The organism is Microbacterium sp. (assembly GCF_047605725.1).
Classification (GTDB): Bacteria; Actinomycetota; Actinomycetes; order Actinomycetales; family Microbacteriaceae; genus Microbacterium.
The window spans coordinates 1-25901 of record NZ_JASGFE010000040.1 but is presented as its reverse complement, the minus strand read 5'-3'; the positions used below and the strand labels follow the sequence as shown (position 1 = coordinate 25901).

Below are 25901 nucleotides of genomic sequence, written 5' to 3'. Positions count from 1 at the left end.
CCGCGCTTCCGCGCTCCCGCGCCCCCGCCCGGCCCTACGCCCCGCGCCCCCGCCCGGCCCTACGCCCCGCGCCCCCGCCCGGCCCTACCACCGACCGCGAGACTGCACTGGTGCGCCGAGACTGCATGCCCAGCGTGCATTCTCGGCGCACAGATGAAGTCTCGCGGGGAGAGGGACAGCGCGGGGGCCGGCGCCGGCGCGGGAGCGCGGGGGCGCGGGAGCGCGGGAGCGCGGGAGCGCGGGAGCGCGGACCCAGGGTCAGAGTAGGCGGATGCCGGCGCGCCAGACGGCAGCGGTCAGCGGCATCCCGGGGCGATAGGCCAGGTGCGTCACCGACGGGGCGTCGAGCACCTGAAGGTCGGCGCGCGCGCCGGGACGGATCGCCCCGACCGCAGGCTGACGGATGCCGCGCGGATCGGTCCAGCCGTCTTCGTGCACCCCGAGCGCCATCGCGCCGCCGAGAGTCGCAGCCCGCACGGCCTCGCGGATCGTCAGCCCCATCTGCAGCACCGCGGTCGCGACGCAGAAGCCCATCGACGAGGTGTATGACGTGCCCGGGTTGCTGTTCGAGGCGATCGCCAGCACCGCGCCGGCGTCGACGAGCCGCCGGGCGGGCGCGAGCGGCACGCGCGTGGAGAGGTCGCAGGCGGGCAGTACCGTCGCGACGGTGCCACGGGTACCGCCCGCCCACGACCCCGAGAGGGCCTCGACATCCGCATCATCGAGGAAGCCGAGGTGGTCGACGCTCAGCGCGCCGTGCGCGACGGCGAGCTGCACCCCCGGGCCGTGCCCGAGCTGGTTGCCGTGCACGTGCGTGGCGAGCCCGTGCGCGCCCGCCGACCGGAGGACGCGGGCGGATGCCTCTTCGTCGAACGCCCCGCGCTCGCAGAACACGTCGACGGCGCTGACGAGGGGTGCCACGGCGTCGAGCATCGGGCCGGTCACGAGGTCCAGGTACTCCTCCGGGTCGGTCCCGCTCGGCACCACATGCGCTCCGAGGAATGTGACGGCGTCCACCCGCTCCGCGGCGACGCGCGCCGAGCGCACCTCGTCCGCGACAGTGAGCCCGTACCCCGTCTTCGTCTCGATCGTCGTGGTGCCCCCGCGCTGCGCCTCCGCCACGAGGCGGGCGAGATTCGCGCCGAGCTGGGCATCGGATGCCGCCCGCGTCGCTGCCACGGTCACGTTTATGCCTCCGGCGGCATACGCTTCACCGGCCATGCGCGCCTCGAACTCCGCGGTGCGGTCTCCCGCGAACACGCCGTGCGTGTGGGAGTCCACCCACCCGGGCAGCACCGCCCGGCCATCGGCGTCGAACCGCTCATCGGCGGCCGGGGCGTCCGCCGCCGACCCGACCCAGGCGATGCGGCCGTCCTCGACGACCACGGCCGCGTCGTGCAGCCGATCCTCCCCGGCGTCGTCGTTGGTCGTCAGCTCGCCGATCCGGTCGATCAGCAGCGACCGCTCTCCGGTCATCACCATGCCTGGTCGGTGTTGCGGATCACCGGCTCCATCGGCACGCGCACCCCGCGCTCGCGGGCGACGTCGACGGCGCGCTGGTACCCGGCATCCACGTGCCGGATGACGCCCATGCCCGGGTCGTTGGTGAGCAGCCGCTGCAGCTTCTCGGCCGCGAGTTCAGTGCCGTCGGCGACCGAGACCTGCCCGGAATGGATCGAGCGGCCGATGCCGACGCCGCCGCCGTGGTGCAGCGACACCCAGGTCGCGCCGGAGGAGGTCGCCGTCAGGGCGTTCAGCAGCGGCCAGTCCGCGATCGCGTCGGACCCGTCGGCCATCGCCTCGGTCTCGCGATACGGCGAGGCGACCGAGCCGGAGTCGAGGTGGTCGCGCCCGATCACGATGGGCGCCGAGATGCGCCCCTCGGCGACGAGCTCGTTGAAGCGCACGGCCGCGCGGGCCCGCTCGCCGTACCCGAGCCAGCAGATGCGGGCGGGGAGGCCCTCGTACTCGACGCGCTCCTGCGCGGCGCGGATCCAGCGGTGCAGGTGCTCGTTCTCGGGGAACAGCTCCAGGATCGCCTCGTCGGTCACCCGGATGTCCTCCGGGTCGCCCGACAGCGCCGCCCAGCGGAACGGACCGAGCCCCTCGCAGAAGAGCGGCCGGATGTAGGCCGGCACGAAGCCTGGGAACTCGAAGGCCCGGTCGTACCCGCCGTGGCGGGCCTCGTCGCGGATCGAGTTGCCGTAGTCGAAGACCTCGGCACCGGCATCCTGGAACTCGACCATCGCGCGCACCTGCGCGGCCATCGCCGCCCGCGCGTCGCGCGTGAACCCCTCGGGGTCGCGTACCGCACGCTCGTGCCACTGGTCGACCGAGTAGCCGATCGGCAGGTAGCTGAGCGGGTCGTGGGCGCTGGTCTGGTCGGTCACGATGTCAACGGTGAGCTCGCCCGCGCGGTGACGGCGGAGGATCTCGGGGAACACCTCGGCGGCGTTGCCGACGAGCCCGACCGACCAGCCGCGCTTCTCGGCCTTCGCGGCCTGCACCTTCGCGATCGCGTCGTCGAGGTCGTCGGCGACCTCGTCGAGGTACCGCTTGCCGGCGCGGCGGCGCAGCCGCGTCTCGTCGACGTCGACGATGAGGCACGCGCCGTCGTTGAGCGTGACGGCCAGGGGCTGCGCGCCGCCCATGCCGCCGCAGCCTCCAGTGAGGGTGAGGGTGCCGGCCAGCGTGCCGCCGAAGCGCTTGCGGGCGACCGCGGCGAAGGTCTCGAACGTCCCCTGCAGGATGCCCTGGGTGCCGATGTAGATCCACGACCCGGCGGTCATCTGCCCGTACATGATCAGGCCCTCGGCCTCGAGGCGGCGGAACTCGGGCCAGGTCGCCCAGTCGCCGACCAGGTGCGAGTTGGCGATCAGCACGCGCGGCGCCCACCGGTTCGTGCGGAACACGCCCACCGGCTTGCCGGACTGCACGAGCAGAGTCTCGTCGTCCTCCAGGTCGCGCAGCGTCTCGACGATCGCGTCGAACGCGGCCCAGCTGCGCGCGGCGCGCCCGGTGCCGCCGTACACGACGAGATCGTCGGGCCGCTCGGCGACCTCGGGGTCGAGGTTGTTCATGAGCATGCGCAGCGGGGCCTCGGTCTGCCAGCTCTTGGCGGAGATCTCGGTGCCGCGCGGGGCGCGGACGGGGCGGGCGCCGGGCAGTGTCATGTGCGGTCCTCTCGCGTTCGGGGCGCGTGTGCGCGTTCGGGGCGCGTGTGCGTCTTGATCCCATTCCAGCGCGAGCGGATGCCGGGGACAACGGCATCCGCTCCGCCGGTGTCTGGGATACCAGATGTGCACCCGCGGCGCGGGACAGTAGGCTTCCGGGCATGACGAGCCCGCCCAAGGTGCCCGCGGCCGATCAGACCCTGCGGGTGCTGAGCCTGCTCGCGGCCTCGCGCGGGCCGCTGGCGGCGAGCATGATCGCGACCCGCCTGGGCCTTCCTCGCTCGACGGTCTACCACCTGCTGGCGACGATGCAGGAGCACGGGTTCGTCATGCACCTGCCCGAGGAGCGCCGCTACGGGCTCGGGATCGCCGCGTTCGAGCTGAGCTCGGCGTACGCGCGGCAGGAGCCGCTCGCGCGCCTCGGCCGTCCCCTCCTCGCCGGGCTCGTCGACCGCGTCGGGCTCAGCGGCCATCTCGCCGTGCCGCACGGCCGCGATGTGCTGTATCTCGTCGAGGAGCGGGCCAAGGGAGCGCCCGCGCTCGTCTCGGACGTGGACGTGCGGCTGCCGATGCAGCTGACGGCGAGCGGGCGGGCGATTCTCGCGGCGCTGCCGAGGGCGCAGGTGCGCGCGCTGTTCCCCGGCCGCGAGGCGTTCGTCAACCTCCACGATGCCGGGGATGACGGCATCGACCGCTACTCGAAGCTGCGCAGCGTGCTCGACGCGACCTCGACGCGCGGCTTCGCGCTCGAGCGCGGCTCGGTGACGCCGGGCTTCTCCTCGGTCGCCGTCGCCGTGCTCGACCACCGCCGCTGGCCGGTCGCCGCGATCGCGGTCACCTTCCGCGACGGCGAGGTGCCCGACGACCGGCTCGCCGCGCTGGCCGCCGAGGTGCGCTCGGCGACCGAGACGCTGACGGTGCGCATCCACGGCCGGCGCTGAGCTGCGGCCGGATACTCCCCCACGTCAAAGAGTCGGCGACGCCCGCCCGGTCACAAGAGAGGACAGATAGCGGGACATTTTAGAAGACGTTCTAGACGATATATTGAGCGTCATTCGACGAGACGAGCTAGGATGGCGTCATGACCAGCGTGATGGACCGGCCGACGAGGCGCAGTGCTCATGGGCAGGCCGTGGCGTCGGCGATCCCTGAGATCGTCGGGCGTCTACGGGCAGTGCTCGGCCGCGACGTGCTGGCGGTGCTCGTGGGGCGCACTCCGCGCGCCGTCACTCGGTGGGCGGCCGGCGACGCCGAGCCCCCCGCCCGCGAGGAAGACCTGCTGCGCGATGCGTTCCAGATCGCCCAGGTGCTCAGCGAGGTGGAGCCCGACGAGGTCGTTCGCGCCTGGTTCATGGGCATGAACCCGCAACTCGACGACGAGTCCCCCGTCGAAGCCTTGCGCGAGGGCCGCGGCCGCGACGCGATGGCGGCGGCCCGGGCGTTCGTGAATGCCGGCTGAGCCGCGCCAGGTCGAGGCGCCGGAGCGCCTCTGGCGGGTCGAACGGGCGACCACGGCCCTGAGGTTCTCGCGGATCAGTCCGGTCGATGCCGAGTCCGATCGGGCGGGGAACCGCTTCGACGTCCCGGGCGGCGGGGTCCTGTACGCGGCATCCGATCCGCGCGGCGCCTACGCGGAGACGATCGCCCAGTTCCGCCCGTCGGCGCTCGTCGCCGAGCTCGACGCCGAGGGCCTGGAGCCCGGACGCGTGCCGTACGGAGCCCTGCCCCGCGAGTGGCGGGCTTCGCGCAGGCTGCGCGCGCTGCAGCTGGTGGATCCGCGTCCCTTCGTCGACATCGACCATCCCGCCACGCACGCTTTCCTGACCCGGGAAGCCTCCGACGTCTTGCGTGCGCTCGGTGTCGGGAGCCTTGACATCGCTCTGGTGCGCGGTCCGAGCAGGACGCTCACGCGGGCACTCGCCGGCTGGGTCTACACCCGTGTCGACGAGCACGGGCAAGGCTGCTACAGCGGCATCCGCTACAGCTCCCGCATTGGATCGCAGGAATGCTGGGCGGTGTTCGACGGCACTGCTGTGCGTCTCGTGTCGGAGCTGGACATCGGGCGAGACGACGAGGCTCTGAACGAGGTCGCCACGCAGCTGGACATCGTCGTGTCCTGAGCCGGTCTTCGCCTGGTCCCCGCACGGCGCGCAGCGACCGAGACGCTGACGGTGCGCATCCACGGCCGGCGCTGAGCTGCGGCCGGATACTCCCCCACGTCAAAGAGTCGGCGACGCCCGCCCGTTCACTCCCCGCACGGCGCGCGGCCCTCGAGACGCTGACGGTGCGCATAACTCAGGCAATCCGCGCGGGCGGGCCGGGAAATCCCGCGCGAAACCACGTTCTGCCTGAATTATGCGCAGCCGCTCATGGCCGAGCGGCCGACTCCGCCGCCGGGGCGTGTCAGTCCAGCGGCGCCCCGAGCGCCGCCTCGACGGCCGCGACCACGTCTCCGGCGACCACGAACTCGTGCGCGGCGGTGATCGTCGGCGAGAGGAACGAGTCGGTGTCGGCGACCGGGATGCGGGTGCGCAGCAGCGCCAGCACGGCCGCCGTCGCCGCCGCCGGCGCCTGATCCGGCACCGACACCCGCCGGAAGTCGAGGGCCCGCGTCGAGGCGAGCAGCTCGATCGCGAGCACGCGGGCGGCGCCGTCGATGCTCCGGCGCAGCTTGCGCCCGGCGTGCCAGCCCATCGAGACGTGGTCCTCCTGCATCGCCGACGAGGGGATCGAGTCGACCGATGCCGGTGCCGCGAGCCGCTTCAGCTCCGACACGACGCCCGCGGCGGTGTACTGCGCGATCATGAGCCCCGAGTCGAGGCCGGCGTCGGCGGCGAGGAACGGCGGCAGGCCGTGGTTGCGGGCGACGTCGAGCAGGCGGTCGGTGCGCCGCTCCGAGATGCTGGCGAGGTCGGCCACGGCGATCGCGAGGAAGTCCAGCACGTACCCGACCGGGGCGCCGTGGAAGTTGCCGTTCGACTCGACCCGCCCGTCGGGCAGCACGACCGGGTTGTCGATCGCGGAGCGCAGCTCGACGTCGGCGACGCGCTCGGCGTGGGCGGCGGTGTCGCGGACGGCACCGTGCACCTGCGGGGCGCAGCGCAGCGAGTACGCGTCCTGCACGCGCGTGAACTCGCCCTCGCGCGGACGCTGGATGAGCCCGGAGCCGGCCAGCACGCGCCGGATGTTCCCGGCCGCCGCCGCCTGGCCGGGGTGCGGCCGGAGCGCCTGCAGGTCGGCGGCGAACACGGCATCGGTCCCCGTCAGCGCCTCCACGCTCGCCGCGGCGGCGATGTCGGCCACCCGCAGGAGCCCGGCGAGGTCGTGGAGGGCGAGGCACAGCATCCCGAGCATGCCGTCGGTGCCGTTGATGAGAGCGAGCCCCTCCTTCTCGGCGAGGACGATCGGCTCGATCCCGGCCGCGGCCAGGGCATCGGACGCGGGCTGCGGAGCACCGTCGACCCGCACGTCGCCCTCGCCCAGCAGCGTGAGCGCGCAGTGCGCGAGCGGGCTGAGATCGCCCGAGCAGCCGAGCGAGCCGTACTCGTGCACGACCGGCGTGATGCCCGCGTTGAGGATCGCGGCGTACGTGTCCACGACGACGGGCCGCACCCCGGTGCGGCCGCTGGAGAGGGTGTTCAGGCGCAGCAGCATGAGCGCCCGGACGACCTCGCGCTCGACCTCCGGCCCACTCCCGGCGGCGTGCGAGCGGATGAGGCTCCGCTGCAGCTGCTGCCGCTTCTCGACGGGGATCTGCACCTTCGCGAGCGCCCCGAACCCGGTCGAGACGCCGTAGTGCGGCCGGGTGTCGTTCGCGAGCTCCTGGATGACCCGGTGACTCGCCTCGATCCGCTCGCGCGCCTCGGCCGAGATCACGACCGGGGCGTCGTCGCGGGCGACGGCGACGACGTCGGCGACGGTCAGCGGGGAGACCCCGAGAACGACGGGGGCGGGCGTGTGCGTACTCATGCTTCGATCTCACCCGATGACGCGGCGGTGCGGGATGCCGGCATCCGCGCTTCCGTCCGGGATACCGGACAGCGCGTGGACGTGCCCCCGTGCCCTCCGCGGACCGGGCTCCTACCGTGGAGTCAGGGCCGGGAACGGCCCCCTGGAGAGGAGCACCATGAGCGTCACCCGGCTGCTCGACGACATCCGCAGCGTCGGCCGCGACCCGCGGTCGGGCGGCTACTACCGGCCCGTGCTGTCGCCGTCCGAGCTCGATCTGCGCTCCTGGTTCGTCGGTGAGGCGGAGCGCCGTGGCCTCGACGTCGAGACCGACCGCAACGGCATCGTGTGGGCCTGGTGGGGGGCTCCGGCGTCCGGATCCATCGTGACCGGCAGCCACCTGGACTCTGTGCCCGGCGGGGGCGCCTTCGACGGACCGCTCGGCGTCGCCGCCGCACTCGAGGCGATCGATGTGCTGCGCGCCCGGGGCGTCGCGCCGCGCCGGTCGCTCGCGATCGCGGTCTTCCCCGAGGAGGAGGGCTCCCGCTTCGGCGTCGCGTGCCTCGGCTCGCGCCTGCTGACCGGAAAGATCGACCCCGATCGCGCCCGCGCGCTCACCGATGCGGACGGCGACACGCTCGCCGACGTCTTCGCACGCAACGGCATCGATCCCGCCCACCTCGGCCGCGACGACGAGACCCTCGCACGCGTGGGCCGCTTCGTCGAGCTGCACATCGAGCAGGGCCGCGGCCTCGTCGACCTGAACCAGCCGATCGGCGTCGGCAGCTCGATCCTCGGGCACGGGCGCTGGCGCGTGCGCGTGCAGGGGCAGGGCAACCACGCCGGCACCACGGCGATGACCGACCGCGCCGATCCGGTGGTCGCGGCCGCCGCGATGGTCGGCGCCGTCGCCGCCCTCGCGAGGGAGACGCCGGATGCCCGGGCGACGGTCGGCCGCTTCGAGCCTTTCCCCGGGGGCACCAACGTGATCGCCTCGGCGGTCAGCTTCTGGATCGACGCCCGGCATCCGGACGACGCCGTGACCCTCGCCCTCGTCTCGCGCGTCGATGCCGCGTGCGCCGAGCTCGCCGCGCTGCACGGCTGCACGGTCGAGCTGCGCGAGGAGTCGTGGAGCCCGACGGTGGGCTTCAACCGGGACCTCGCCGCCGAGCTGTCCACGGCCCTCGGCGGAGCGCCGCTGCTGGGGACCGGCGCGGGACACGACGCCGGCATCCTGTCGGAGTTCGTCCCGAGCGGCATGCTGTTCACGCGCAATCCGACCGGCATCTCGCACTCCCCCGAGGAAGACGCCGAAGACGCCGACGTCGATCACTCCGCGGTCGCCCTCGCCGACGTGCTGCAGGGGATGCTGTCGTGACCGCGTTCTGGGCCGCGCAGGCGTGGATCGGGGATGCCGTCGCGCACGACGTCCGCATCGCCTGCGACGACGCGGGCCGCATCACCGCGATCTCGTGCGGCGCGGAGCGGGCGCCCGGCGATGTCGCGCTGCCCGGCGTCGTCTACCCGGGGGCGGTCAACGCGCACTCGCACGCGTTCCACCGGCTGCTGCGGGGTCGCACGCACTCAGGCGGCGGGAGCTTCTGGACCTGGCGCGAGCTGATGTACCGCGAGGCTGCGGCGCTGACGCCGGAGAGCTACGAGCGCATCGCCACCGCGGCGTACGCCGAGATGGTCGCGACCGGCTGGACCTCGGTGGCCGAGTTCCACTACGTGCACCACCGGCCGGACGGCACGCCCTACGGGGCGGCGGGCGGGCCGGGTTCTGAGCCGCACGCGATGGAGCTCGCGCTCGCGCGGGCGGCCCGGGCCACCGGCATCCGGCTGACCCTGCTCGACACGTGCTATCTGTCCAGCGGCTTCGGCGCCGCGCTGCTGCCCGAGCAGGTGCGCTTCGGCGACGGGTCGGCGCGGCGCTGGCTCGACCGGCTCGCGGCGCTGCGCGAGCGCATTGGCGCGGAGTTCTCACCCGACGAGGTCAAGGTCGGCGCGGCGCTGCACTCGGTGCGCGCGGTGCCGGTGCGCGAACTGGCATCCGTCGCCGACGCTCTCGCCGACGAGGCGCCGCTGCACATCCACGTCTCCGAGCAGCCCGCCGAGAACGAGGCGTGCCTCGCGGCCACTGGGCTCACCCCCGTCGAGCTGCTCGCCGAGCACGGGCTGCTGAGCCCGCGCCTGTCGGCGGTGCATGCGACGCACCTCACCGAGCGCGACATCGAGCTGCTGGGGGCTGCGGGCGCGACGATCGTGATGTGCCCGACGACCGAGGCCGATCTCGGCGACGGCATCGGCCCGGCTCGGCGGCTCGCCGATGCGGGATGCCGCATCGCCCTGGGAACCGACCAGCACGCGGTCGTCGACCCGCTGCTGGAGGCCCGCGCGCTCGAGCACGGCGAGCGCCTGGCGGCGGGCATGCGCGGGCGGTTCTCTCCCGCCCAGCTGGTCGCCGCGATGACGCGCGGCGGCGCGGCGAGCACCGGACGAGCCGTCGGCTCGCTGCGCGTGGGAGCCCTGTGCGACCTGATCGCGGTGGACCCGGCATCCCTCCGCACCGCCGGTAGCGATCCGGGACAGCTCGTGCTGTCCGCGACCGCCGCCGACGTGGCCGCGGTCGTCATCGGCGGCCGCCTCCGCGCCTGAGCCCGGCCCCGCGCCGGGGTCTGACCCGGCATCCACCCCACCCCATCCCGCCGAGTCACTGCCTTAACGCCCAGTCACTGCCCTCCAGCGCAGTGACTCGCACGCAAGGCAGTGACTCGCGTGAGAGAGCAGTGACTCGCGCGGGAGAGCAGTGACTCGCGCGGGAGAGCGGCGGCGCGCGAGGAGGGAGTCACTGGCGGCGGCGAGCATGGCCACGACGCGAAGTGCGGCGGGAGAGTCAGGACACTCGCGAGTAATACTGGTTATACTCTTGCTATGAAGACCGCGATCTCCATGCCCGACCGGGACTTCGAGCGATTCGACCGCGTGGCCTCCCGCCACGGCATGAACCGGTCGGAGTTCTATCGCCTTGCCGGCCAGCGGCTCGCAGACGAGCTGGAGGGAGGTGCCGAGCTGACGGCGCTCGCCAACGCGGCGATCGCCCGGGCGGGCCAGCCGCACGACGACCTGTTCCTGGAGGAGTCGCAGCGCATCGCGAGCGAGGGCAGCGACTGGTGATCGCACACGGCGACATCGTCTGGGTGGATTTCGGCTCGCCGAGAGGCTCGGAGCCGGCGAAGGTGCGGCCGGCGATCGTCATGCAGGAGGACTGGCTGCTCGCGTCGGACATCGCGACGGTTCTCGTGGTTCCGCTGACCTCGAACCTCGCCCTCGAAGGGTTCCCCGGGAACGTGCTCGTCCCCGCGGATGCCTCTGGGCTCGACCGCGACTCGGTCGCAGTCGTCTCGCAGGTCGGGCCGGTGAGCCGGGAGTTCCTCGACCCCTACCCGGCGGGGCACCTTCCGGGCTATCTCGGGAGCAGGGTCGCCGCCGGCATCCGGCTCGTCATGGGCATCTGACCCGTCTGCGCCGGTCCCGGCATCCGCACCACCCATCCCGCCGAGTCACTGCCTTAACGCCCAGTCACTGCCCTCCAGCGCAGTGACTCGCAGGCAAGGCAGTGACTCGCGTGAGAGAGCAGTGACTCGCGCGGGAAGGAGTCCGTCGATCACGACGACGAGCGGATGCCGCATGCTCGGCTCCCCGGCGGCGACGATCACGGCCCACAGCTCGGCCGCGACCGTCTCGCCGTCACACGCGGCGGCTCCACGGGTACGAGGTTCATCGCGCGAACCGCGCGGGACCGGAGAACGCCGCCGCGTCAGCGGGCGGTGACGCCGCGCGAGGCCTGCACGCGCGCGATCAGGTCGCTGAACGCCTGCACGTACCCGGCCAGGAACTCGGCGGTGTCCGCGCTCGTGACCTCGCCGTCGTCGGTGATCAGGCCGGGCGTGGACTGGACGTAGCCCTCCGGCTGGCCGAGCACGATCGCGTCCATGTGCAGCAGGATCGCCTTCAGGTGCTGCTGCGCGGCCGCGGTGGCGACTCCTCCGCCGGAGGTGCCGATGACCGCGGTGGGCTTGCGGGCGAACGAGCTGGTGCCCCACGGGCGCGCGGCCCAGTCGAGGGCGTTCTTGAGCGCGCCGGGTATCGAGCGGCTGTACTCGGGCGTGACCAGGATCACGCCGTCGACCGCCGCGAGGGCGTCCTTGAACGCCCGGGCGACCGGCGGGTAGTCGGCGTCGAGGTCACGGTTGTAGAGCGGAAGCTCTCCGATCGGGATCTCCACGAGCTCGACGCCCTCAGGGGCGAGCCGGGCGAGAGCCTTCGCGAGCTTGCGGTTGATCGATTCCTTGGACAGTGAGCCGACGATGTAGCCGATCTTCTGGGACATGCGGGGAGTTCCTCTCTGGTGCCACTCTGTGGTTCGCGATCAGGCAACATGCATGCACGCGCATCTATTCCGAGTTTCTCGACTCGATCCGGATAGTGTGACGACACGACCCGAAGGGAACCCCGTGAAGGTCACGACCACCACCCTCGAGATGCTCGCCGCACCCGACTCGCCTGCCCGCCCGTTCCCCGCCGGCGTGCGTCTCGACCGCGCCACCGACGTGCCGCCCGAGTATGCGCGGTTCCTCTATGGCCTCGTCGGCGGACCCTGGCACTGGACCGACCGACTCGCCTGGTCTCGGCAGCAATGGACCGACGAGCTCGCCGTGGCCGGCACCGAGTTCTGGATCCTCTACGGCGGCGGCATCCCGCTCGGGTACGTGCACCTGCAGCCGCAGCCGGTCGCGGAGGGCACGAGCGTCGAGCTGCGCTACTTCGGCCTCGCCGAGGCGGCGATCGGACAAGGGCTCGGCGGATGCCTGCTGGAACACGGCATCCGCGCCGCGTGGACCGTGCCGGAGCGATCCGGCCTGCCGCCCGTCGTGCGCGTCTGGGTGCACACCTGCACACTGGACGGACCGACCGCCCTCGCGAACTACCGCGCGCGCGGATTTGTCGTCGTCGGAGCCGAAGAGACCGACGAAGACGTCGCCGACGAGCCGCTCGGCTCGTGGCGCGCCACCGGGGGCCCGCGGTAACCGGCTGATTACAGCCGGGGCCGCCACGTAAAACCCCTGTTACTTCTCGCCGGATGAGGCCAGGGCGCCCGGCCGCGTCCCTACGTTGGGTCCCATCGCCGCCGCCTGCCCCAGGGCGGCGCCATGACGACTCGGAGCACCCCATGAAAGCCCTGAAGAACCCGGCGCTGCAGATCGGTGGCGCCGCCATCCTCGGCATCGCCTTCGGCCTCATCGTCGGAGAGTGGGCCGCTAACCTCAAATTCGTCGGCGATATGTTCATCCGACTCATCCAGATGGCGATCGTCCCACTCGTGATGTCGTCGGTCATCGTCGCGACCGGCTCGATGACCGGGTCGGGCATGGGGAAGATGGCCTTCCGCACCTTCAAGTGGATGATCGGGTTCTCGGTCATCGCCGCCCTCATCGCCTGGGGGATCAGCGTCATCATCCAGCCCGGTGCCGGCATCGACTTCTCGGGCGGCGTCGATCCCGCGCTGGAGGAGTCGGTCGGCGAGGCCACCGGCTGGCAGGACACTCTCCTGAACTTCGTCTCCACGAACATCTTCGCCGCCATGTCGACGGCCACGATGGTGCCGATCATCATCTTCTCGCTGCTGTTCGGCGTCGCGCTGAACGCGTATATGACCAAGTCGGGAAACCGGCTCCTGCTCGACTTCTTCGACCAGCTGCAGCAGGTCGTGCTCACCATGATCCGGTTCGTGATGCTCATCGCGCCCATCGGCGTGTTCTGCCTGCTCGCCAACCTCGCCGGCACCGTCGGGTTCGCCGTGGTCACCAGCGCGCTCAAGTACCTCGGCTCGACGCTGCTCGGCGTGCTGATCGTGCTCGCCCTGTTCGTGCTCGTCGTGTGGCTGCGCACCGGCCTCAACCCCGCGAGGCTCCCCGCCAAGCTCAGCGACCAGACCATGATCGCGATCACCACGACGAGCTCCGCCGTGACGTTCCCGACCGTGCTCAAGACCGCGATCGAGAAGGTCGGCGTCAGCCAGCGCGTCGCCAACTTCACCCTGTCGGTCGGGCTCACGATGGGGTCGTACGGCGCCGTGCTCAACTACATGATCGTGGTGATGTTCCTCGCCCAGTCCGGCAGCATCACCCTGGACTTCGGCACGATCGTGCTCGGGATGTCGCTGGCCATCCTCCTGAACATGGGCACGATCACCGTGCCCGGCGGCTTCCCGGTCGTCGCGATGTTCCTCGCGACCTCGCTCGGGCTGCCCTTCGAGGCGGTGGGACTGCTGATCGCGGTGGACTGGTTCGCCGGCATCTTCCGCACCTTCCTCAACGTCAACGGCGACACCTTCGTTGCCATGCTCGTCGCCAACCCCGGTGGCGAGATCGATCGCGACGTCTACGAGGGCAAGAAGGCGGTCGAGACCGACGCCCTCGATCTCGACGCGATGAAGGAGCAGTTCGAGAAGGCGGATGCCGCGGACTGACCCGCCGGCCCGCCTCCGGCATCCCACGAACTCGGAGAAGCCGCCCACCGGCCCGCGACCACCCCACGAACGTCGGAGAAGCCGCTCGTCGGCCTCAACCACCCCACGAACGTCGGAGAATCGCGCGAAGTTCGGAGGATTTCGTGAAGATCCTCCGAAGTTCGTCGACTTCTCCGACGTTCGGATGCCCGGTCCGCGCGACTGCGTGGCCTTCTCAGGCACCGCGCTCGGGGACGGCGAGAATGGCATCCACAACAGCTCACGATGCAGCGATCCCGGGAGCGCCGACGACTCCAGTCAGGACGGATGAGATGACCCAGGCCGACGAACCAGCACCGGATGCCGTGAGCGCCCTCTTCACTCTGCGGGCGCGGCGGCAGCGCTGGCTCGACGTGGAGGCGGCCCTGGCGCTGGCGGAGGCGGATGCCGGCGTGGTGCCCGCCGAGGCGGCCGCGGCCATCGCGGCGCACGCCGACATGTCGCACGTCGACGAGGACGCCCTCGTCGCCGGCGAGCACGCGGCGGGCCATGTGATGGTCCCCCTCGTCGCCGCGCTCGCCGAGCTGGCCGGGCCCGAGCACGGCGGCTGGGTGCACTGGGGCGCGACGACGCAGAACATCCAGCAGACGGGCGACACCATCGGCATCCGCGACGCCCACCGCGTGCTCACGCAGCGGGTGGAGCGCGTCCTCGCGGTCCTGGCCGCGATGGCCGAGACGCACGCCGACACCGTCATGGCAGGGCGCACTCACGGCCAGCACGCGGTGCCCATCACCTTCGGATACAAGGCCGCCGTGTGGGCGGATGTGTTCGCGCGCCACCTGCAGCGGATGCGGGCGATCGAGCCACGCCTGTTCGTGTCGATGACCGGGGGCGCCGCCGGCACCTTCGCGACGTTCGGCGAACGGGGCCCGCAGATCCAGCGCGGGGTCGCCGAGCGCGTCGGTCTGACACCGATGGATGTGCCGTCCCGTGCGATCGTCGACCACTTCGCCGAGTGGGTGTGCCTGCTCGGCCTGATCGCCGCAAGCGCGCAGTCCGTGGCCGAAGAGGTGATCCGCCTGATGTCCGCAGAGTTCGGCGAGGTCGAGGAAGCGCTCTCGGACACAGACGTGGGGAGCTCGACGATGCCGCAGAAGCGGAACGCGAAGGCATCCATGTCGATCGTCACCGGTGCCGCCCAGGTCAGGGCTCTCGTCCCGCTCGCGCTCGAGGCGACGATCCAGGCGCACGAGGTCGACGGCACCCGGTCGGCGATGATGGACCGCGCCGTCGAGCAGTCCGCCACGCTCCTCGACGCCGTGCTGCTCGGTCTCGGGCGGATGCTGTCGGGACTGCGGATCGATCCGGAGCGGATGCGGGCAAACCTCGATCTCACGCGCGGCCTGATCAGCGCCGAAGCCGTCATGATGCGCCTGGCCGAGACGATCGGGCGCCAGGAGGCGCACACCGTCGTTCACCATGCCGCCACGCACGCGGCGACCACCGGCGCCCTGTTCGCCGACGTCCTCGCCGCCGACCCGGCGGTGACCGGCGCACTGGCCCCGGAGCAGCTCGGTGTGCTGCTCGACCCGGAACGGCACATCGGCCTCAGCCCGCGCCTCGCGCGCGAGACGGCGGCCCGCGTGCGGGCACTGCTCGCCGAGGGGTGAGGCCGTCGCTCGCGGTCCCACGGCCGTGCTGTTGGCGACACCTTTCTGCCCGGTGCGCGCCTGTCTGAGGTGTGGGCGCCACTTCCCTGCGATGGCGGTTCATATATAAGGCGCCATCGCAGGGAAGTGGCGCCACCGCTTCTCCGCGACAACTGCCGCCCCCGACTACCCGACGAGCGGCCGTGTGGCCGTGCGCACCCGCCGGAGCGCAGACGCGCGGTCGGTCGCTGATCGCAGGCCCCGAAGTTCGGAGGATCGCACGTACTTCGGAGGATTTCGACGAGATCCTCCGAAGTTGGCGCGACTCTCCGACGTTGGTGTCGGATGCCGGGGGCCGTACATCCAGGGCAAGCGAACAAGGACCGCGGGGAACCGCGGCGCCAGGCGCCCGACCCGCGACGCCCGACCGCCGGCGCCGGGTCTCAGGCGCCGACCACGTCGAGCATGTGCTGCGACCACTCCTCGATCTGCGCCCGCCTCTCGGCGAATGCCGGGTTCGTGCGAGCCATGCCCGTATGCCAAAGCTGGAATGCGACCTGCCGCAGCGCGATGTAGTCGTCGAGGCGGGCGGTGTCGAGGGCCCGCACCGAGCGATACCCCGCCAGCAGCGCGTCGCGGAACCGCGGGTAGTCGCCCCGGTCACGCTGCTCCCACAGCGCCACCGCCACGTCGTAGATCCGCGGCCCGAACCCGCAGTCGTCGAAGTCGATCAGCTTCACCCGTCCGGCCTCGAAGACCGCGTTGCCCAGGTGCAGGTCGGCGTGGATCAGCCCGGCATCCCGCTCGTCGGCGAGCATCGGACCCAACCGCTCCCGCACGGCCTCGAACCTCGTCCGCAGGGCCACGGGCAGGAGGTCCCAGCACCCGCCCGCGGACACCTCGCCATGGACCATCACGTCGCCGAAGAACGTCTCGTGGTCCCAGTGGATGCGCGTGAACCACGCGGGCCGGGTCCAGGCATCCGCCTGCCGGTGCAGTTCCGCCATCGCCGCGCCGACCCGCTCCAGGTGGATCGGGCGCGGAGAGGCCTCGACGATGCGGCCGTCCATCCAGCGCAGGACCGAGCACTGCAGGACAGCACCGTCGACCTCGACCCCGACGACGGCGCGGCCGTCGGATGCCGGGAGCACCTCCGGCACCTCGAGCCCGGCGCTCGCACGCAACGCCTGCAGCCAGGCCAGCTCCGACCTGATCGCGAGCGCCGAGTCGATGTCGCGCCCGTGGCGCTGCGGCCGGTGCACGCGCACGAGGAACCGCCCGGCCTCGCTCTCGTGCCGGAAGGTCGTGTTCTCGCCGTGGTTCACGAACCGCAACGCGCCCGCCGGCAGCGCATACTCGCGCAGCGCGGCGAGCGCGACCGTTCTGCGGTGCGCGATCTGGCTGCGGACGGTGGTCATGCCGACCACTGTGCCCGCCGGCATCCGCCGACGACAAGGGGGCGGCGCCGATCGCCCGCCGAGAATCCACGCCGACCGCCGGTCTGCGAGGGCCCCGAAGTTCGGAGGATCGCACGTACTTCGGAGGATCTCGCCGAAATCCCCCGAAGTTGGCGCGACTCTCCGACGTTGGTGTCGGATGCCGGGCCAACCCTGCTGAGGAAAGGGATGACCGCGATCGCCACACCACCGCGAATCGCCCCCGGCTGCGCTCGCACAGACCGTGCGCGCTGAGTCAAGCAGAATGCACCGATCGCGTCGCACAATGGTGGCGACGAAAGGGAGCCAACCATGTCGCCGCTGCCGAAGATCGACTTCATCTACCTCTCCGAACCGGACATGATCCGCGCCGGGGTGACCGACATGCCCGCGTGCGTCGATGCGATGGAGGAGTGCTTCCGGCTCCTCCACGCCGGCGACTACCGGATGGCGGGATCCAACGCCGACTCGCACGGCGCGATGGTCACCTTCCCCGAGAACTCGCCGTTCCCGAACATGCCGGAGCCGACGGCCGACCGACGGTTCATGGCCATGCCCGCCTATCTCGGCGGCTCCTTCGGGACGACCGGCTGCAAGTGGTACGGCTCCAACATCGCCAACCGCGAGAAGGGTCTGCCCCGCTCGATCCTGATGTTCATGCTCAACGACACCGACACGGGCGCTCCCCTCGCGCTCATGTCGGCGAACCTGCTCTCGGCGTATCGCACCGGCGCCATCCCCGGGGTCGGGGCCCGCTACCTCTCCCGCGAGGACTCCCGCACCGTCGGCGTCGTCGGCCCCGGCGTCATGGCCAGGACCACGTTCGCCGCGTTCGTCGCCGCGCGTCCGGGGATCGACACGGTGAAGATCAAGGGGCGCAGCAGCGGCAGCACCCGCGCCTTCGCCGAGTGGGTCGCCCGGGAGTTCCCGCAGATTCCGACGGTCACCGAGGTCGACACGATCGAGGAGGCCGTGCGCGACAGCGACATCGTGACCTTCTGCACCTCCGGCGCGGGCGGCGACCCTGCGACGTATCCGACGGTCCAGCACGACTGGGTCAAGCCGGGCGCCTTCCTCGGCATGCCGTCGCTGTGCAACGTCGACGACGCGATGCTGGGGCCGTCGGTGCGCAAGGTCGTCGACAGCCTCGGACTGTACGAGGCGTGGGCGGAGGAGATCCCGTACCCGCTGCATCACACCGTGCCGATGATCGGAGCGCGTTTCATGGACCTGATCCACGACGGCGAGCTGGCCCCCGACGACCTCGACGACCTCACCGCGATCGTCGGCGGCGCCACCCCCGGGCGCCGCGACGACGAGGAGATCGTCCTCATGTCGGTGGGCGGGATGCCGGTCGAAGACGTCGCGTGGGGCACGACGGTGTACCGCCGGGCCGTCGCGGAGGGGATCGGCGTTCCGCTGAACCTGTGGGACCGCCCCGCCCTTGCCTGAGCGACGACGAGAGGGGATCTCCCGATGACACAGAGCGACGTCGTCGTGGTCGGACTCGGCTCCGTGGGGTCGATGGCGCTGTGGCACCTGTCGCGCCAAGGCCACTCGGTGGTCGGGGTCGAGCAGTTCGGCCGGGTGCATGCCGCCGGCGCGTATGCCGGGGAGTCCCGGCTGTTCCGCGTCGCCGCGAAGGAGGGCGCGCTCTACACGCCCGCTCTCCTACGCGCGCGCGAGCTGTGGCTCGAGCTCGCCGAGGCATCGGGCCGCGACGTGCTGCTGCCGGTCGGTGCGCTGCACCTCGCTCCGGGCGACCACGAGGATCTCGGCGCGACGCTGCGGTCCGCGAAGGACTACGACCTGCCGCACGAGGTGCTCGACGCCGAGGCGCTGCGCCGGCGATATCCGCAGTTCCACGTCGACGACGGCGACGTGGGTGTGCTGGACCTGCTCGGCGGCGCGATGCGCCCCGAGACCGCCGTGCTCGCCGCGCAGGAGCAGGCGCTACGTCACGGCGCCTCGATCGTCGCCGACGCGGAGGTCACCGCGATCGAGGCGACGGATGCCGGTGTGATCGTGCGCACGGCCGATCACGAGTTCCACGCCCGCCGCGCGATCGTGACGGCGGGGCCGTGGACGGCTCGGGTGCTGCCGGAGCTGCGCGACCTGCTCTCGGTGGCCAGCTTCACCCTCACGTGGCTCATGCCCCGCCACCCCGAGTGGTTCACGCCCGATCGGTTCCCCGGCTTCATGCGCGACCTGACCGTTCCGGGCGCCTCCGACGTGCACGCCTTCGGCGTGCCGACCCTCGACGGGTTCAGCATCAAGATCTGCCCCCACATCGTCCTGCCCGAGGTCGCCGATGTGCGCGACCGCGCCACCGAGGTCTCGCCGGAAACGCTGCGCTGGGCCGGCGAGCAGGCGCAGCGGATGATCCCCGACCTCGTGCCCGAGCCGGTGCGCTGGTCGGTGCATCCCGATTCGCAGAGCCCGGACAAGGCCCCCGTGATCGACACGGTCGCCGACGGCCGCATCGTGGTCGCGGCGGGCATGAGCGGCAACGGCTTCAAGTTCATCCCGGTCTACGGCCTCGCCGTGGCCGAGCTGGCCACGACCGGGTCGAGCGTGTGGCAGCACGAGCGGTTCACCCTGTTCGCGCACCGAAGCATCGGCTGACCCGTGGCGCCGAGCGCGCAGAAAGGATCGACATGACCGCAGATCTCATCCTCACCGGGGCGTTGGTCCGCACCGCGGACCGCTCCCGCCCTGTCGCCGAGGCCATCGCGTTCGCGGGCGGCCGCATCCTGGCCGTCGGAGGGCTCTCGGACGTGCTCGCGCACCGCGGGCCCGAGACCGAGGTGCGCGACCTCACCGGGCACGCCGTCTACCCCGGGTTCGTGGACGCGCACAACCACCACGCCATCACAGGCATCACCGAGCTGTTCGAGTTGTCGTTCAGCTCGTCGCTGAGCCTCGACGGGGTGCTCGAGTGCGTCAGCGCCCACGCGGCGACGCTCCCGGACGATGCCTGGATCACCGGCGGGTCGTGGGGCGCCACGCTCATGGACGAGTTGAACAGCTCCGCCGTGCGGGCGCGGCTGGACCGGGCCGCCGGCGGGCGTCCGGTCATGCTGGCAGACGACAGCCACCACAACCGCTGGGCGAACACGCGCGCGATGCAGCTCGCCGGGATCGGGAAGGGGTCGATCCCGGCCGCAGGAGTGACCCTCCTCGACCCCGTCGACGGCGAGCCGACCGGCGTGCTGCTGGAGGCGGCGGGGCTGCCGGTCGCGCAGGCCCACACCTCCGGCGGCGGGCTCGCGCCCGACCAGTACCGGCGCGCATCGCGGCGTGGCATCGAACGGCTGAGCGCCTTCGGCATCACGGCATTCCAGGACGCGGCGGCGTCGCTCGACATCGTCGCCGCGCTGCAGAGCCTCGACGCCGCCGGAGAGCTGGACGCGTGGGTGGTGTCGAGCCTGACCATCAACGACGACATCTTCGGGTTCGCCCCGATCGGTCAGCCCCTCGTCGATGCGGGCGCGCAGTTCCGCAGCGCGCACCACCGACCGGACTTCGTGAAGATCTTCCTCGACGGCATCCCCCCGTCGCGCACCTCGTTCTTCCTCGACCCCTACCTTCCCGACGACCTGCACGGCGCGCACTATCACGGCGCGACGACGATGGATGCCGAGGAGCTCTACGGCTGGCTGCGCATGGTCGCCGAGCGCGGCCTCGGCGCGAAGGTGCACTGCACCGGCGACGGCACCGCGAAGCTGCTGCTCGACGTGGTCGAGCAGCTGCGCGGCGAGGGGTTCGCGGACACGCCGTTCCAGCTCGCCCACGGCCAGTTCCTGGGCCCGGGCGACATCGAGCGGCTCGTGCGACTCCGGGTCGGCGCGGAGATCTCTCCGTTCCTGTGGTTCCCAGGGGTCATCCCCGAGGCCCTCGCCGCCGTGCTCGGCGCCGACCGAGGCGAGCACCTGCAGCCCAATCGCTCCCTGGTCGATGCGGGCGCCCTGGTCGCGGCCGGGTCGGACTGGCCGGTGAGCGAGTCCCCCGATCCGTTCGAGGGGATGCAGGGGCTGGTCACGCGCGCCGACCCGCGGGGGCGAGCCCCCGGGACGCTGTGGGCCGAACAGGGACTCACCCCCGCCGAGGCGCACGAGGTGTTCTCGATCAACGGCGCCCGCATGATCGGCCTCGGCCACGAGACCGGTTCGCTGGAGCCGGGCAAGTCCGCCGACTTCATCGTCCTCGACCGGGACTTCGTGGCCGGCCCGCCCGACCGGATCGTGGACACGCGCGTACGGGAGACGTGGTTCGCCGGGCGGCGCGTGTTCGCCGCCGATTGAACGGCCGCACGCGCAGGCGCGTCGCGCCCGGTCTCAACGCGTCCGGTCGCCCTCGGCGAGCACCTGTTCCAGCGTGCCGAGCACGATCCCGAACTCCTCGTCGTCGATGACCAGCGGAGGCCGGATCTTCAGCACGTTGTCGCCGGGGCCGATGCGGCTGATCAGCACGCCCCGGCGGTACATCCCCTCGACCAGGTCGCGCGCGCCCGCGGCATCCGGGGCGCCCGCGGCGTCGACGAGCTCGAGACCGAAGAACAGGCCCCGTCCCTTGACCGCCTTCACCTGCGGAAGCGACGCCGTGTACTTCTCCATGCGCTCGCGGGCGACCGCACCCAACGAGGCCGCCCGCTCGACGAGCCCGCGATCGGCGATCTCGTCGAGCACCGCGAGCCCCACCGCCGAGGACACCGGGTTCCCCGCGAACGTGTTGAAGAACATGTTCTGCGAGCCGAAGGCATCCAGCACGCGCTCGCTGGTCACGACGCCCCCGATCGGATGCCCGTTTCCCATGGGCTTTCCGAGCGTGACCAGATCGGGGTGGATGCCGACGACCCGATGTCCCCACAGCGCCTCTCCCATGCGCCCGAAGCCGGACTGCACCTCGTCGGCGATGACCACCCCGCCGGCGGCGCGGACACGCTCCACGAGCCCCGCGACATAGCCCTCCGGCACGTTGTTGAGCCCCTCGGTCGAGAACGACGGATCGAACAGCACGGCCGACACCCCGTGACCCGCCGCCTGCAGCGACGCGATCGCGGCATCCACCTCGGCGAGTGCATCGGCGAGCACCCCCGCGGCCGCGTCGCCCACGGCGTCGGGAATGCGCACCGCGCGCACGTGCGCGCCGAAAGGCTCCTTGACCTGCAGCCCGGTCGTCAGGACCGCGAGCGCCCGGGTGTTGCCGTGGTAGCTGAAGTCGGACACGATCACCCCGGTGCTGCCGGTGAGCTGCTGCGCGATGCGCAGGGCGAGCTCGTTCGACTCGGAGCCGCTGTTGGTGAACAGGACCCGGTCGAGGTCGCCGTCGAAGGTCGCGAGCAACCGCTCCGCATAGTCGACGACCCGTTCGTTCAGGTACCGGGTGTGCACGTTCAGGGTCGCCCACTGCTCGGCCGCGGCGGCGATGACGCGCGGATTGCCGTGACCCACGCACGGCACGTTGTTGTAGGCGTCGAGGTAGCGCGAGCCGTCGGCGGACGTGATCCACACTCCGGATGCCGACACCGCGTGCAACGGCGTGGAGTAGAACAGCGGCGAGTACGGTCCGAGCGTGCGGTTTCGGCGCTCGCGGAGGGTCGGGGCGTCGGACATGAGTCCTCCTTCGTGAATCAAGCGGAGAGGTGACGGCGGGCGAGCTCCAGCACGAACGGCCGGACGTCGGCGACCAGGAACTCCGCCGTGTCGTCGCCGCGGCGGGCCGCCGCCCAACCTAGATAGGTCATGCCCCGCGCGAGGATCAGCGCGTCGAGCAGCGCGAGCGTCCGCTCGGGCACGCGCCGGGCACGCGTGTAGCCGTCCTCGAGGGCCGCCCGGTACTCGAGGTAACGCGGATGGAACTGGAAGAAGAACAGCGTCGTCGCGAGGTCGAAGGCGTGCCAGCCCTCGCCGAAGTCGTCGAAGTCGATGAGCGTGAGCGAGCCGTCGGCGCGGCGCATGACGTTCTCCGGCGTGAAGTCGGCGTGCAGCACGCCATACACCTCGGCATCGGTGCCGGCATCCGTCAGCACCCGGGTCAGCGACGCGGCCGCGGCGCGCAGCACCCGCAGGTCGTCGTCGGAATGCTCGGCGAGCCCGCCCGGGTCGCCCCAGAGCGCGCCGCGTCCGACCAGGCCCTCCGCGTCCCACGCGGGCCGGTCGTACCCGGGCGGGAGGCCGATGACGCCGGCCGCCTCGTGCATGTGCGCGGCCAGTCCGCCGAGCGCGGCGAAGTCCTCGGGGGTGAGGGAGCTCGTGCCGTCGACCGCGTTGGCGATGTCCTCCAGCGGCGCACCGTCGTCGAGCCAGCGCTGCACGACCACCGGGAAGCGCAGCCCGTCGACCTCGCGGACGACGAACGAGCCGCCACCGCGCACGGCGCGGTAGTCGGGCGCATCGATCCCGTGCGCGCGCAGGGCCCGGACGTACGCGATCTCGCTCTCGATCTCGGCATCGGTGCGGTAGCCGGGGCGTGCGATGCGCAGGGCGAACCGGCCTTGTGCGCACTCGACGCGGAAGACCGTGTTCTCGCGGTGCTTGACGAAGGTCAGGGTGGCCCCGGTGGCGAGGTCGAAGTCCGGCAGCGCGGAGCGCGCGATGCGCTCGGCGCGGGCGATGCTGGCATCCATCGTTCCATCCTCTCCGACTCGGGAGCACTTCGGCGACCCGGCCTCCATCCTCTCCGACGGCACCGGAGTCACTGTGCGCGGAGCGCACGAACGTGTGCTTCGGGCGCAAGAATGACCGCGACGGCCTGTCGCACGACGCGCCTGCGGGCGTAGCATCCCGGGCAACGCGTCACAGACTCGTCGGATCGACACCGAAGGAGCAACCATGGCCGATTCCTCGACGGGAGAGCTCGCCCACAACAAGCTCGGCGTGGCCGCGATCGTGTTCCTCGTGCTGGCCGCCGTCGCGCCGGTCACCGTCGCGATCGTCGTCCTGCCCCTCGCGATCGCCTTCGGCAACGGCGGCGGCACGCCCGTCGCGGTGATCATCGTGGCGGCGGCGCTGCTGCTGTTCGCCGCCGGCTACGCGCAGATGACGAAGGAGCTCGTCAACGCCGGCGGCTTCTACGCCATCGCCGTCAAGGGCCTCGGGCGCCCTGCGGGCCTGATCACCGGCATGATCGCGACGATCGGCTACAACGGGTTCGTCGCCGGGGCCCTCGGAACCCTCGGGTTCTTCACCGGCGCGGTCGCCCTGCCGACCCTGTTCGGCATCGAGCTGCACTGGTACCCGGCCGGGCTCATCATGTTCGTCATCGTCTTCCTGCTGGCCCGCTCCGGCGTGCACGTGAGCGCCGTGGTGCTGGGCATCGCCCTCGTCCTGGAGACCCTCATCCTGCTCGCCTTCGGTTTCGCCGTGCTGGCCCAGCAGGGCTTCGACCTCGCCGCGTTCACCGACGCGCTGAGCCCGGAGATCCTGACCGGCGGGTCGATCTGGATCGGGCTGCTCCTGGTCGCGACGGCCTTCATCGGGTTCGAGGCCACGGCGCTGTTCGGAGAGGAAGCGCGCGAACCGCGCAAGACGATCCCGCGCGCGACCTATCTCGCCATCATCATCATCGGCGTCCTGCACGCGTTCGTGGCGTGGGCGATCGCGAGCGCGGTGGGGGTCGGCGACGCGCAGAGCGTGTCGCTGGAGCACCTGGCCGCCGGCGACCTCACCCTCACGCTGTTCGACGAGTTCCTGGGCCCGGTCATGGGCCTCATCGGGCTCATCCTGCTCGTGGTGAGCCTGTTCGCCGCCCAGCTCGCGTTCCACAACTCGGCCGCGCGGTACCTGTACGCCCTGGGCCGGGCGCGCGTGCTGCCGCGCTGGCTCGCCAAGACCAACGCGAAGGGCGCACCGCAGCGCGCCCTCATCGTGAACCTGGTGTTCGCACTGATCGTCGCCGCGATCTTCGCCGTGGCCGGCGAGACCGACGCCGACGGCAATCCCCTTCCGCCCGTGGTCACCCTGGTGCCGGTCGGCCTCGGCTTCGGCACGCTGGCCGTCATGATCGTGCAGGCGATCGCGGCGCTGTCCGTGGTCGTCTACTTCCGTCGGGCGCGCGACCCGCGCCTGTGGAGCACGTTCATCGCACCGGGGATCGGGTTTCTCGCGCTGCTGCTGTTCAGCATCATGGCGCTGCTGAACTTCCCGCTCGTCGCCGGCTCCGACGCCCCCTACGTCGTCGCGCTGCCGTGGCTGCTCGTGGCCGCCGTGGTCGGCGGACTGATCCACGCGTGGTACCTGCGCACGAAGCTGCCGGACACCTACCGTGCCCTGTCGGAGGACCTGGAGAACTTCACCGAGCTGCCCGAGGACCACCCCGGGGCGGGCCACGCCGCGGTGCGGGAAGGCTGACCCGTGACCGACATCGACCTCCAACTGCCCACCCGGGTCGCGGTGACCGGCGGCGCGTCGGGCATCGGTCTGGCGTGCGCCCGCCTCTACCGCTCCGCGGGTGCGGGAGTGGGCCTCATCGGCAGGTCCGCGACGCGACTGGATGCCGCCGCCCGCACCCTCGGCGAGGGCGGGCCCGCCGTCGTGACCGCGGCGGCCGACGTCGCCGACGAGGCCGCCGTGCGCGCCGGGATCGATCGCATCGCGGGCGAGCTCGGCGGGCTCGACGCCCTGGTGGTCAGCGCCGGCATCGACGGCGAGATGGGGGCATCCGTCGCCGAGGTCACCTCCGCGGGCTTCCGGGAGGTGCTCGAGGTCAACGTGCTCGGGGTGTTCCTGGCCGTCAAGGCCGCGCTGCCGCACCTGACGCAGTCCCCCGGCAGCACGATCACGATCATCGGCTCCGACTCCGGCTTCGTGTCGGTGCCGGGCATGCTCGCCTACAACGCCTCCAAAGGCGCGATCGTGCAGCTGGTCCGGGCGCTCGCGTTCGAGCTGTACGACGAGCACGGCATCCGCGTCAACAGCGTCGCCCCCTCGGTCGTCGACACGCCGATGGCCAGGCGCGGACTGGGCGACGACGCCATCGACGACCCGGCGTTCCCCCTGCAGTCCGCCGAGGACGTCGCGTGGTCGGTGGCCTACCTCAGCAGTGGCCGGGCCCGGGCCGTGAACGGCACGACGCTGCTCTCGGACTTCGGCTACACCGGCCGGTCGTCGTTCCCCGCCTAGCCGGCGCCGGCGGGGCCGTCGCGCCCGCCTGCCCGGCCCGGCCCGCCCGGCCCCGCGAC

The 25901-nt window shown here is 71.9% G+C and carries 22 protein-coding genes; 15 read left to right on the top strand and 7 right to left on the bottom strand.

Annotated features, from left to right (window positions below; all coding sequences use genetic code 11):
- Positions 1-258 precede the first annotated feature (258 nt).
- Positions 259-1482: an imidazolonepropionase gene (gene hutI / locus QM641_RS09375; RefSeq protein ID WP_415115772.1), complete on the bottom strand. Its 1224-nt coding sequence runs from the start codon at positions 1480-1482 to the stop codon at positions 259-261.
- Positions 1476-3173: a urocanate hydratase gene (hutU, locus tag QM641_RS09370; protein ID WP_415115770.1), complete on the bottom strand. Its 1698-nt coding sequence runs from the start codon at positions 3171-3173 to the stop codon at positions 1476-1478. The genes hutI and hutU overlap by 7 nt, the downstream gene beginning before the upstream one ends.
- A gap of 161 nt (positions 3174-3334) precedes the next feature.
- Between hutU and QM641_RS09365 the strand changes: the two genes are divergently transcribed.
- The 3 genes from QM641_RS09365 to QM641_RS09355 all read left to right on the top strand — a co-directional run bounded on the left by QM641_RS09365 (position 3335) and on the right by QM641_RS09355 (position 5293).
- Complete coding sequence (locus tag QM641_RS09365) at positions 3335-4114, top strand: IclR family transcriptional regulator (RefSeq protein WP_415115768.1); 780 nt, start codon at positions 3335-3337, stop codon at positions 4112-4114.
- A gap of 140 nt (positions 4115-4254) precedes the next feature.
- Positions 4255-4632 carry a hypothetical protein gene (locus tag QM641_RS09360; RefSeq protein ID WP_415115766.1) on the top strand — a complete coding sequence of 126 codons (378 nt, stop codon included), beginning with the start codon at positions 4255-4257 and terminating at the stop codon, positions 4630-4632.
- Entirely contained in the window at positions 4622-5293 is a 672-nt protein-coding gene (locus QM641_RS09355; protein ID WP_415115764.1) for an RES family NAD+ phosphorylase, read from the top strand. Before QM641_RS09360 ends, QM641_RS09355 begins: the two co-directional genes overlap by 11 nt.
- A gap of 283 nt (positions 5294-5576) precedes the next feature.
- On the opposite strand, the gene hutH is transcribed toward QM641_RS09355, so the two are convergent.
- Positions 5577-7142 carry a histidine ammonia-lyase gene (gene hutH, locus QM641_RS09350; protein WP_415115762.1) on the bottom strand — a complete coding sequence of 522 codons (1566 nt, stop codon included), beginning with the start codon at positions 7140-7142 and terminating at the stop codon, positions 5577-5579.
- Between the two features lie 157 nt (positions 7143-7299).
- On the opposite strand from hutH, the gene QM641_RS09345 reads away from it, so the two are divergent.
- The 4 genes from QM641_RS09345 (at position 7300) to QM641_RS09330 (ending at position 10639) form a co-directional block, all read left to right on the top strand.
- Entirely contained in the window at positions 7300-8499 is a 1200-nt protein-coding gene (locus QM641_RS09345; RefSeq protein ID WP_415115759.1) for an allantoate amidohydrolase, read from the top strand.
- Positions 8496-9779, top strand: coding sequence for a formimidoylglutamate deiminase (locus QM641_RS09340; protein WP_415115757.1), 1284 nt, complete (start codon positions 8496-8498; stop codon positions 9777-9779). The genes QM641_RS09345 and QM641_RS09340 overlap by 4 nt, the downstream gene beginning before the upstream one ends.
- A gap of 276 nt (positions 9780-10055) precedes the next feature.
- Positions 10056-10298, top strand: coding sequence for a CopG family transcriptional regulator (locus QM641_RS09335; protein WP_415115755.1), 243 nt, complete (start codon positions 10056-10058; stop codon positions 10296-10298).
- Positions 10295-10639, top strand: a complete 345-nt coding sequence (locus tag QM641_RS09330) for a type II toxin-antitoxin system PemK/MazF family toxin (protein WP_415115753.1) — start codon at positions 10295-10297, stop codon at positions 10637-10639. The genes QM641_RS09335 and QM641_RS09330 overlap by 4 nt, the downstream gene beginning before the upstream one ends.
- Positions 10640-10941: 302 nt before the next feature.
- On the opposite strand, the gene QM641_RS09325 is transcribed toward QM641_RS09330, so the two are convergent.
- The gene (locus QM641_RS09325) at positions 10942-11514 is read right to left on the bottom strand and encodes an NADPH-dependent FMN reductase (RefSeq protein ID WP_415115751.1); all 573 of its coding nucleotides are present in this window, start codon (positions 11512-11514) and stop codon (positions 10942-10944) included.
- 124 nt (positions 11515-11638) lie between these two features.
- On the opposite strand from QM641_RS09325, the gene QM641_RS09320 reads away from it, so the two are divergent.
- From QM641_RS09320 to QM641_RS09310, 3 genes are all read left to right on the top strand, one after another.
- Entirely contained in the window at positions 11639-12211 is a 573-nt protein-coding gene (locus tag QM641_RS09320) for a GNAT family N-acetyltransferase (protein ID WP_415115749.1), read from the top strand.
- A 143-nt stretch (positions 12212-12354) separates the two neighbouring features.
- Positions 12355-13653: a dicarboxylate/amino acid:cation symporter gene (locus QM641_RS09315; RefSeq protein WP_415115747.1), complete on the top strand. Its 1299-nt coding sequence runs from the start codon at positions 12355-12357 to the stop codon at positions 13651-13653.
- Positions 13654-13964: 311 nt separating this feature from the next.
- Complete coding sequence (locus tag QM641_RS09310; RefSeq protein ID WP_415115745.1) at positions 13965-15305, top strand: lyase family protein; 1341 nt, start codon at positions 13965-13967, stop codon at positions 15303-15305.
- 422 nt (positions 15306-15727) lie between these two features.
- Here QM641_RS09310 and QM641_RS09305 read toward each other — a convergent pair whose 3' ends face one another.
- Positions 15728-16702: a phosphotransferase enzyme family protein gene (locus tag QM641_RS09305; RefSeq protein ID WP_415115743.1), complete on the bottom strand. Its 975-nt coding sequence runs from the start codon at positions 16700-16702 to the stop codon at positions 15728-15730.
- 330 nt (positions 16703-17032) lie between these two features.
- On the opposite strand from QM641_RS09305, the gene QM641_RS09300 reads away from it, so the two are divergent.
- From QM641_RS09300 to QM641_RS09290, 3 genes are read left to right on the top strand one after another with little or no spacing between them, the layout of a single operon-like run.
- Positions 17033-18172 (top strand): tyramine oxidase subunit B, encoded by a 1140-nt coding sequence (locus QM641_RS09300; RefSeq protein ID WP_415115741.1) that lies wholly within the window; start codon positions 17033-17035, stop codon positions 18170-18172.
- A gap of 24 nt (positions 18173-18196) precedes the next feature.
- Entirely contained in the window at positions 18197-19345 is a 1149-nt protein-coding gene (solA, locus tag QM641_RS09295) for an N-methyl-L-tryptophan oxidase (protein ID WP_415115739.1), read from the top strand.
- A gap of 32 nt (positions 19346-19377) precedes the next feature.
- The gene (locus QM641_RS09290; RefSeq protein WP_415115737.1) at positions 19378-21024 is read left to right on the top strand and encodes an amidohydrolase; all 1647 of its coding nucleotides are present in this window, start codon (positions 19378-19380) and stop codon (positions 21022-21024) included.
- Between the two features lie 33 nt (positions 21025-21057).
- Here the strand turns inward: QM641_RS09290 and QM641_RS09285 are convergent, their stop codons facing one another.
- The gene (locus QM641_RS09285; RefSeq protein ID WP_415115735.1) at positions 21058-22335 is read right to left on the bottom strand and encodes an aspartate aminotransferase family protein; all 1278 of its coding nucleotides are present in this window, start codon (positions 22333-22335) and stop codon (positions 21058-21060) included.
- Between the two features lie 17 nt (positions 22336-22352).
- Positions 22353-23348, bottom strand: a complete 996-nt coding sequence (locus QM641_RS09280) for a phosphotransferase enzyme family protein (RefSeq protein WP_415115733.1) — start codon at positions 23346-23348, stop codon at positions 22353-22355.
- Between the two features lie 205 nt (positions 23349-23553).
- Between QM641_RS09280 and QM641_RS09275 the strand changes: the two genes are divergently transcribed.
- Together QM641_RS09275 and QM641_RS09270 are read left to right on the top strand one after the other, a co-directional pair.
- Positions 23554-25071 (top strand): APC family permease, encoded by a 1518-nt coding sequence (locus tag QM641_RS09275; RefSeq protein ID WP_415115732.1) that lies wholly within the window; start codon positions 23554-23556, stop codon positions 25069-25071.
- Positions 25072-25074: 3 nt separating this feature from the next.
- Positions 25075-25842: an SDR family NAD(P)-dependent oxidoreductase gene (locus QM641_RS09270; protein WP_415115730.1), complete on the top strand. Its 768-nt coding sequence runs from the start codon at positions 25075-25077 to the stop codon at positions 25840-25842.
- The last annotated feature ends 59 nt before the right edge of the window (positions 25843-25901 follow it).

Excerpts from the sequence above, each read along its gene's own strand:
- QM641_RS09305 (WP_415115743.1), bottom strand. The coding sequence starts at position 16,702 with ATGACCACCGTCCGCAGCCAGATCGCGCACCGCAGAACGGTCGCGCTC.
- QM641_RS09345 (WP_415115759.1), top strand. The coding sequence starts at position 7,300 with ATGAGCGTCACCCGGCTGCTCGACGACATCCGCAGCGTCGGCCGCGAC.
- hutI (WP_415115772.1), bottom strand. The coding sequence starts at position 1,482 with ATGGTGATGACCGGAGAGCGGTCGCTGCTGATCGACCGGATCGGCGAG.
- QM641_RS09325 (WP_415115751.1), bottom strand. The coding sequence starts at position 11,514 with ATGTCCCAGAAGATCGGCTACATCGTCGGCTCACTGTCCAAGGAATCG.
- solA (WP_415115739.1), top strand. The coding sequence starts at position 18,197 with ATGACACAGAGCGACGTCGTCGTGGTCGGACTCGGCTCCGTGGGGTCG.
- QM641_RS09280 (WP_415115733.1), bottom strand. The coding sequence starts at position 23,348 with ATGGATGCCAGCATCGCCCGCGCCGAGCGCATCGCGCGCTCCGCGCTG.
- hutH (WP_415115762.1), bottom strand. The coding sequence starts at position 7,142 with ATGAGTACGCACACGCCCGCCCCCGTCGTTCTCGGGGTCTCCCCGCTG.
- QM641_RS09310 (WP_415115745.1), top strand. The coding sequence starts at position 13,965 with ATGACCCAGGCCGACGAACCAGCACCGGATGCCGTGAGCGCCCTCTTC.
- QM641_RS09275 (WP_415115732.1), top strand. The coding sequence starts at position 23,554 with ATGGCCGATTCCTCGACGGGAGAGCTCGCCCACAACAAGCTCGGCGTG.
- QM641_RS09300 (WP_415115741.1), top strand. The coding sequence starts at position 17,033 with ATGTCGCCGCTGCCGAAGATCGACTTCATCTACCTCTCCGAACCGGAC.
- hutU (WP_415115770.1), bottom strand. The coding sequence starts at position 3,173 with ATGACACTGCCCGGCGCCCGCCCCGTCCGCGCCCCGCGCGGCACCGAG.
- QM641_RS09355 (WP_415115764.1), top strand. The coding sequence starts at position 4,622 with ATGCCGGCTGAGCCGCGCCAGGTCGAGGCGCCGGAGCGCCTCTGGCGG.
- QM641_RS09360 (WP_415115766.1), top strand. The coding sequence starts at position 4,255 with ATGACCAGCGTGATGGACCGGCCGACGAGGCGCAGTGCTCATGGGCAG.
- QM641_RS09335 (WP_415115755.1), top strand. The coding sequence starts at position 10,056 with ATGAAGACCGCGATCTCCATGCCCGACCGGGACTTCGAGCGATTCGAC.
- QM641_RS09290 (WP_415115737.1), top strand. The coding sequence starts at position 19,378 with ATGACCGCAGATCTCATCCTCACCGGGGCGTTGGTCCGCACCGCGGAC.
- QM641_RS09315 (WP_415115747.1), top strand. The coding sequence starts at position 12,355 with ATGAAAGCCCTGAAGAACCCGGCGCTGCAGATCGGTGGCGCCGCCATC.
- QM641_RS09285 (WP_415115735.1), bottom strand. The coding sequence starts at position 22,335 with ATGTCCGACGCCCCGACCCTCCGCGAGCGCCGAAACCGCACGCTCGGA.
- QM641_RS09365 (WP_415115768.1), top strand. The coding sequence starts at position 3,335 with ATGACGAGCCCGCCCAAGGTGCCCGCGGCCGATCAGACCCTGCGGGTG.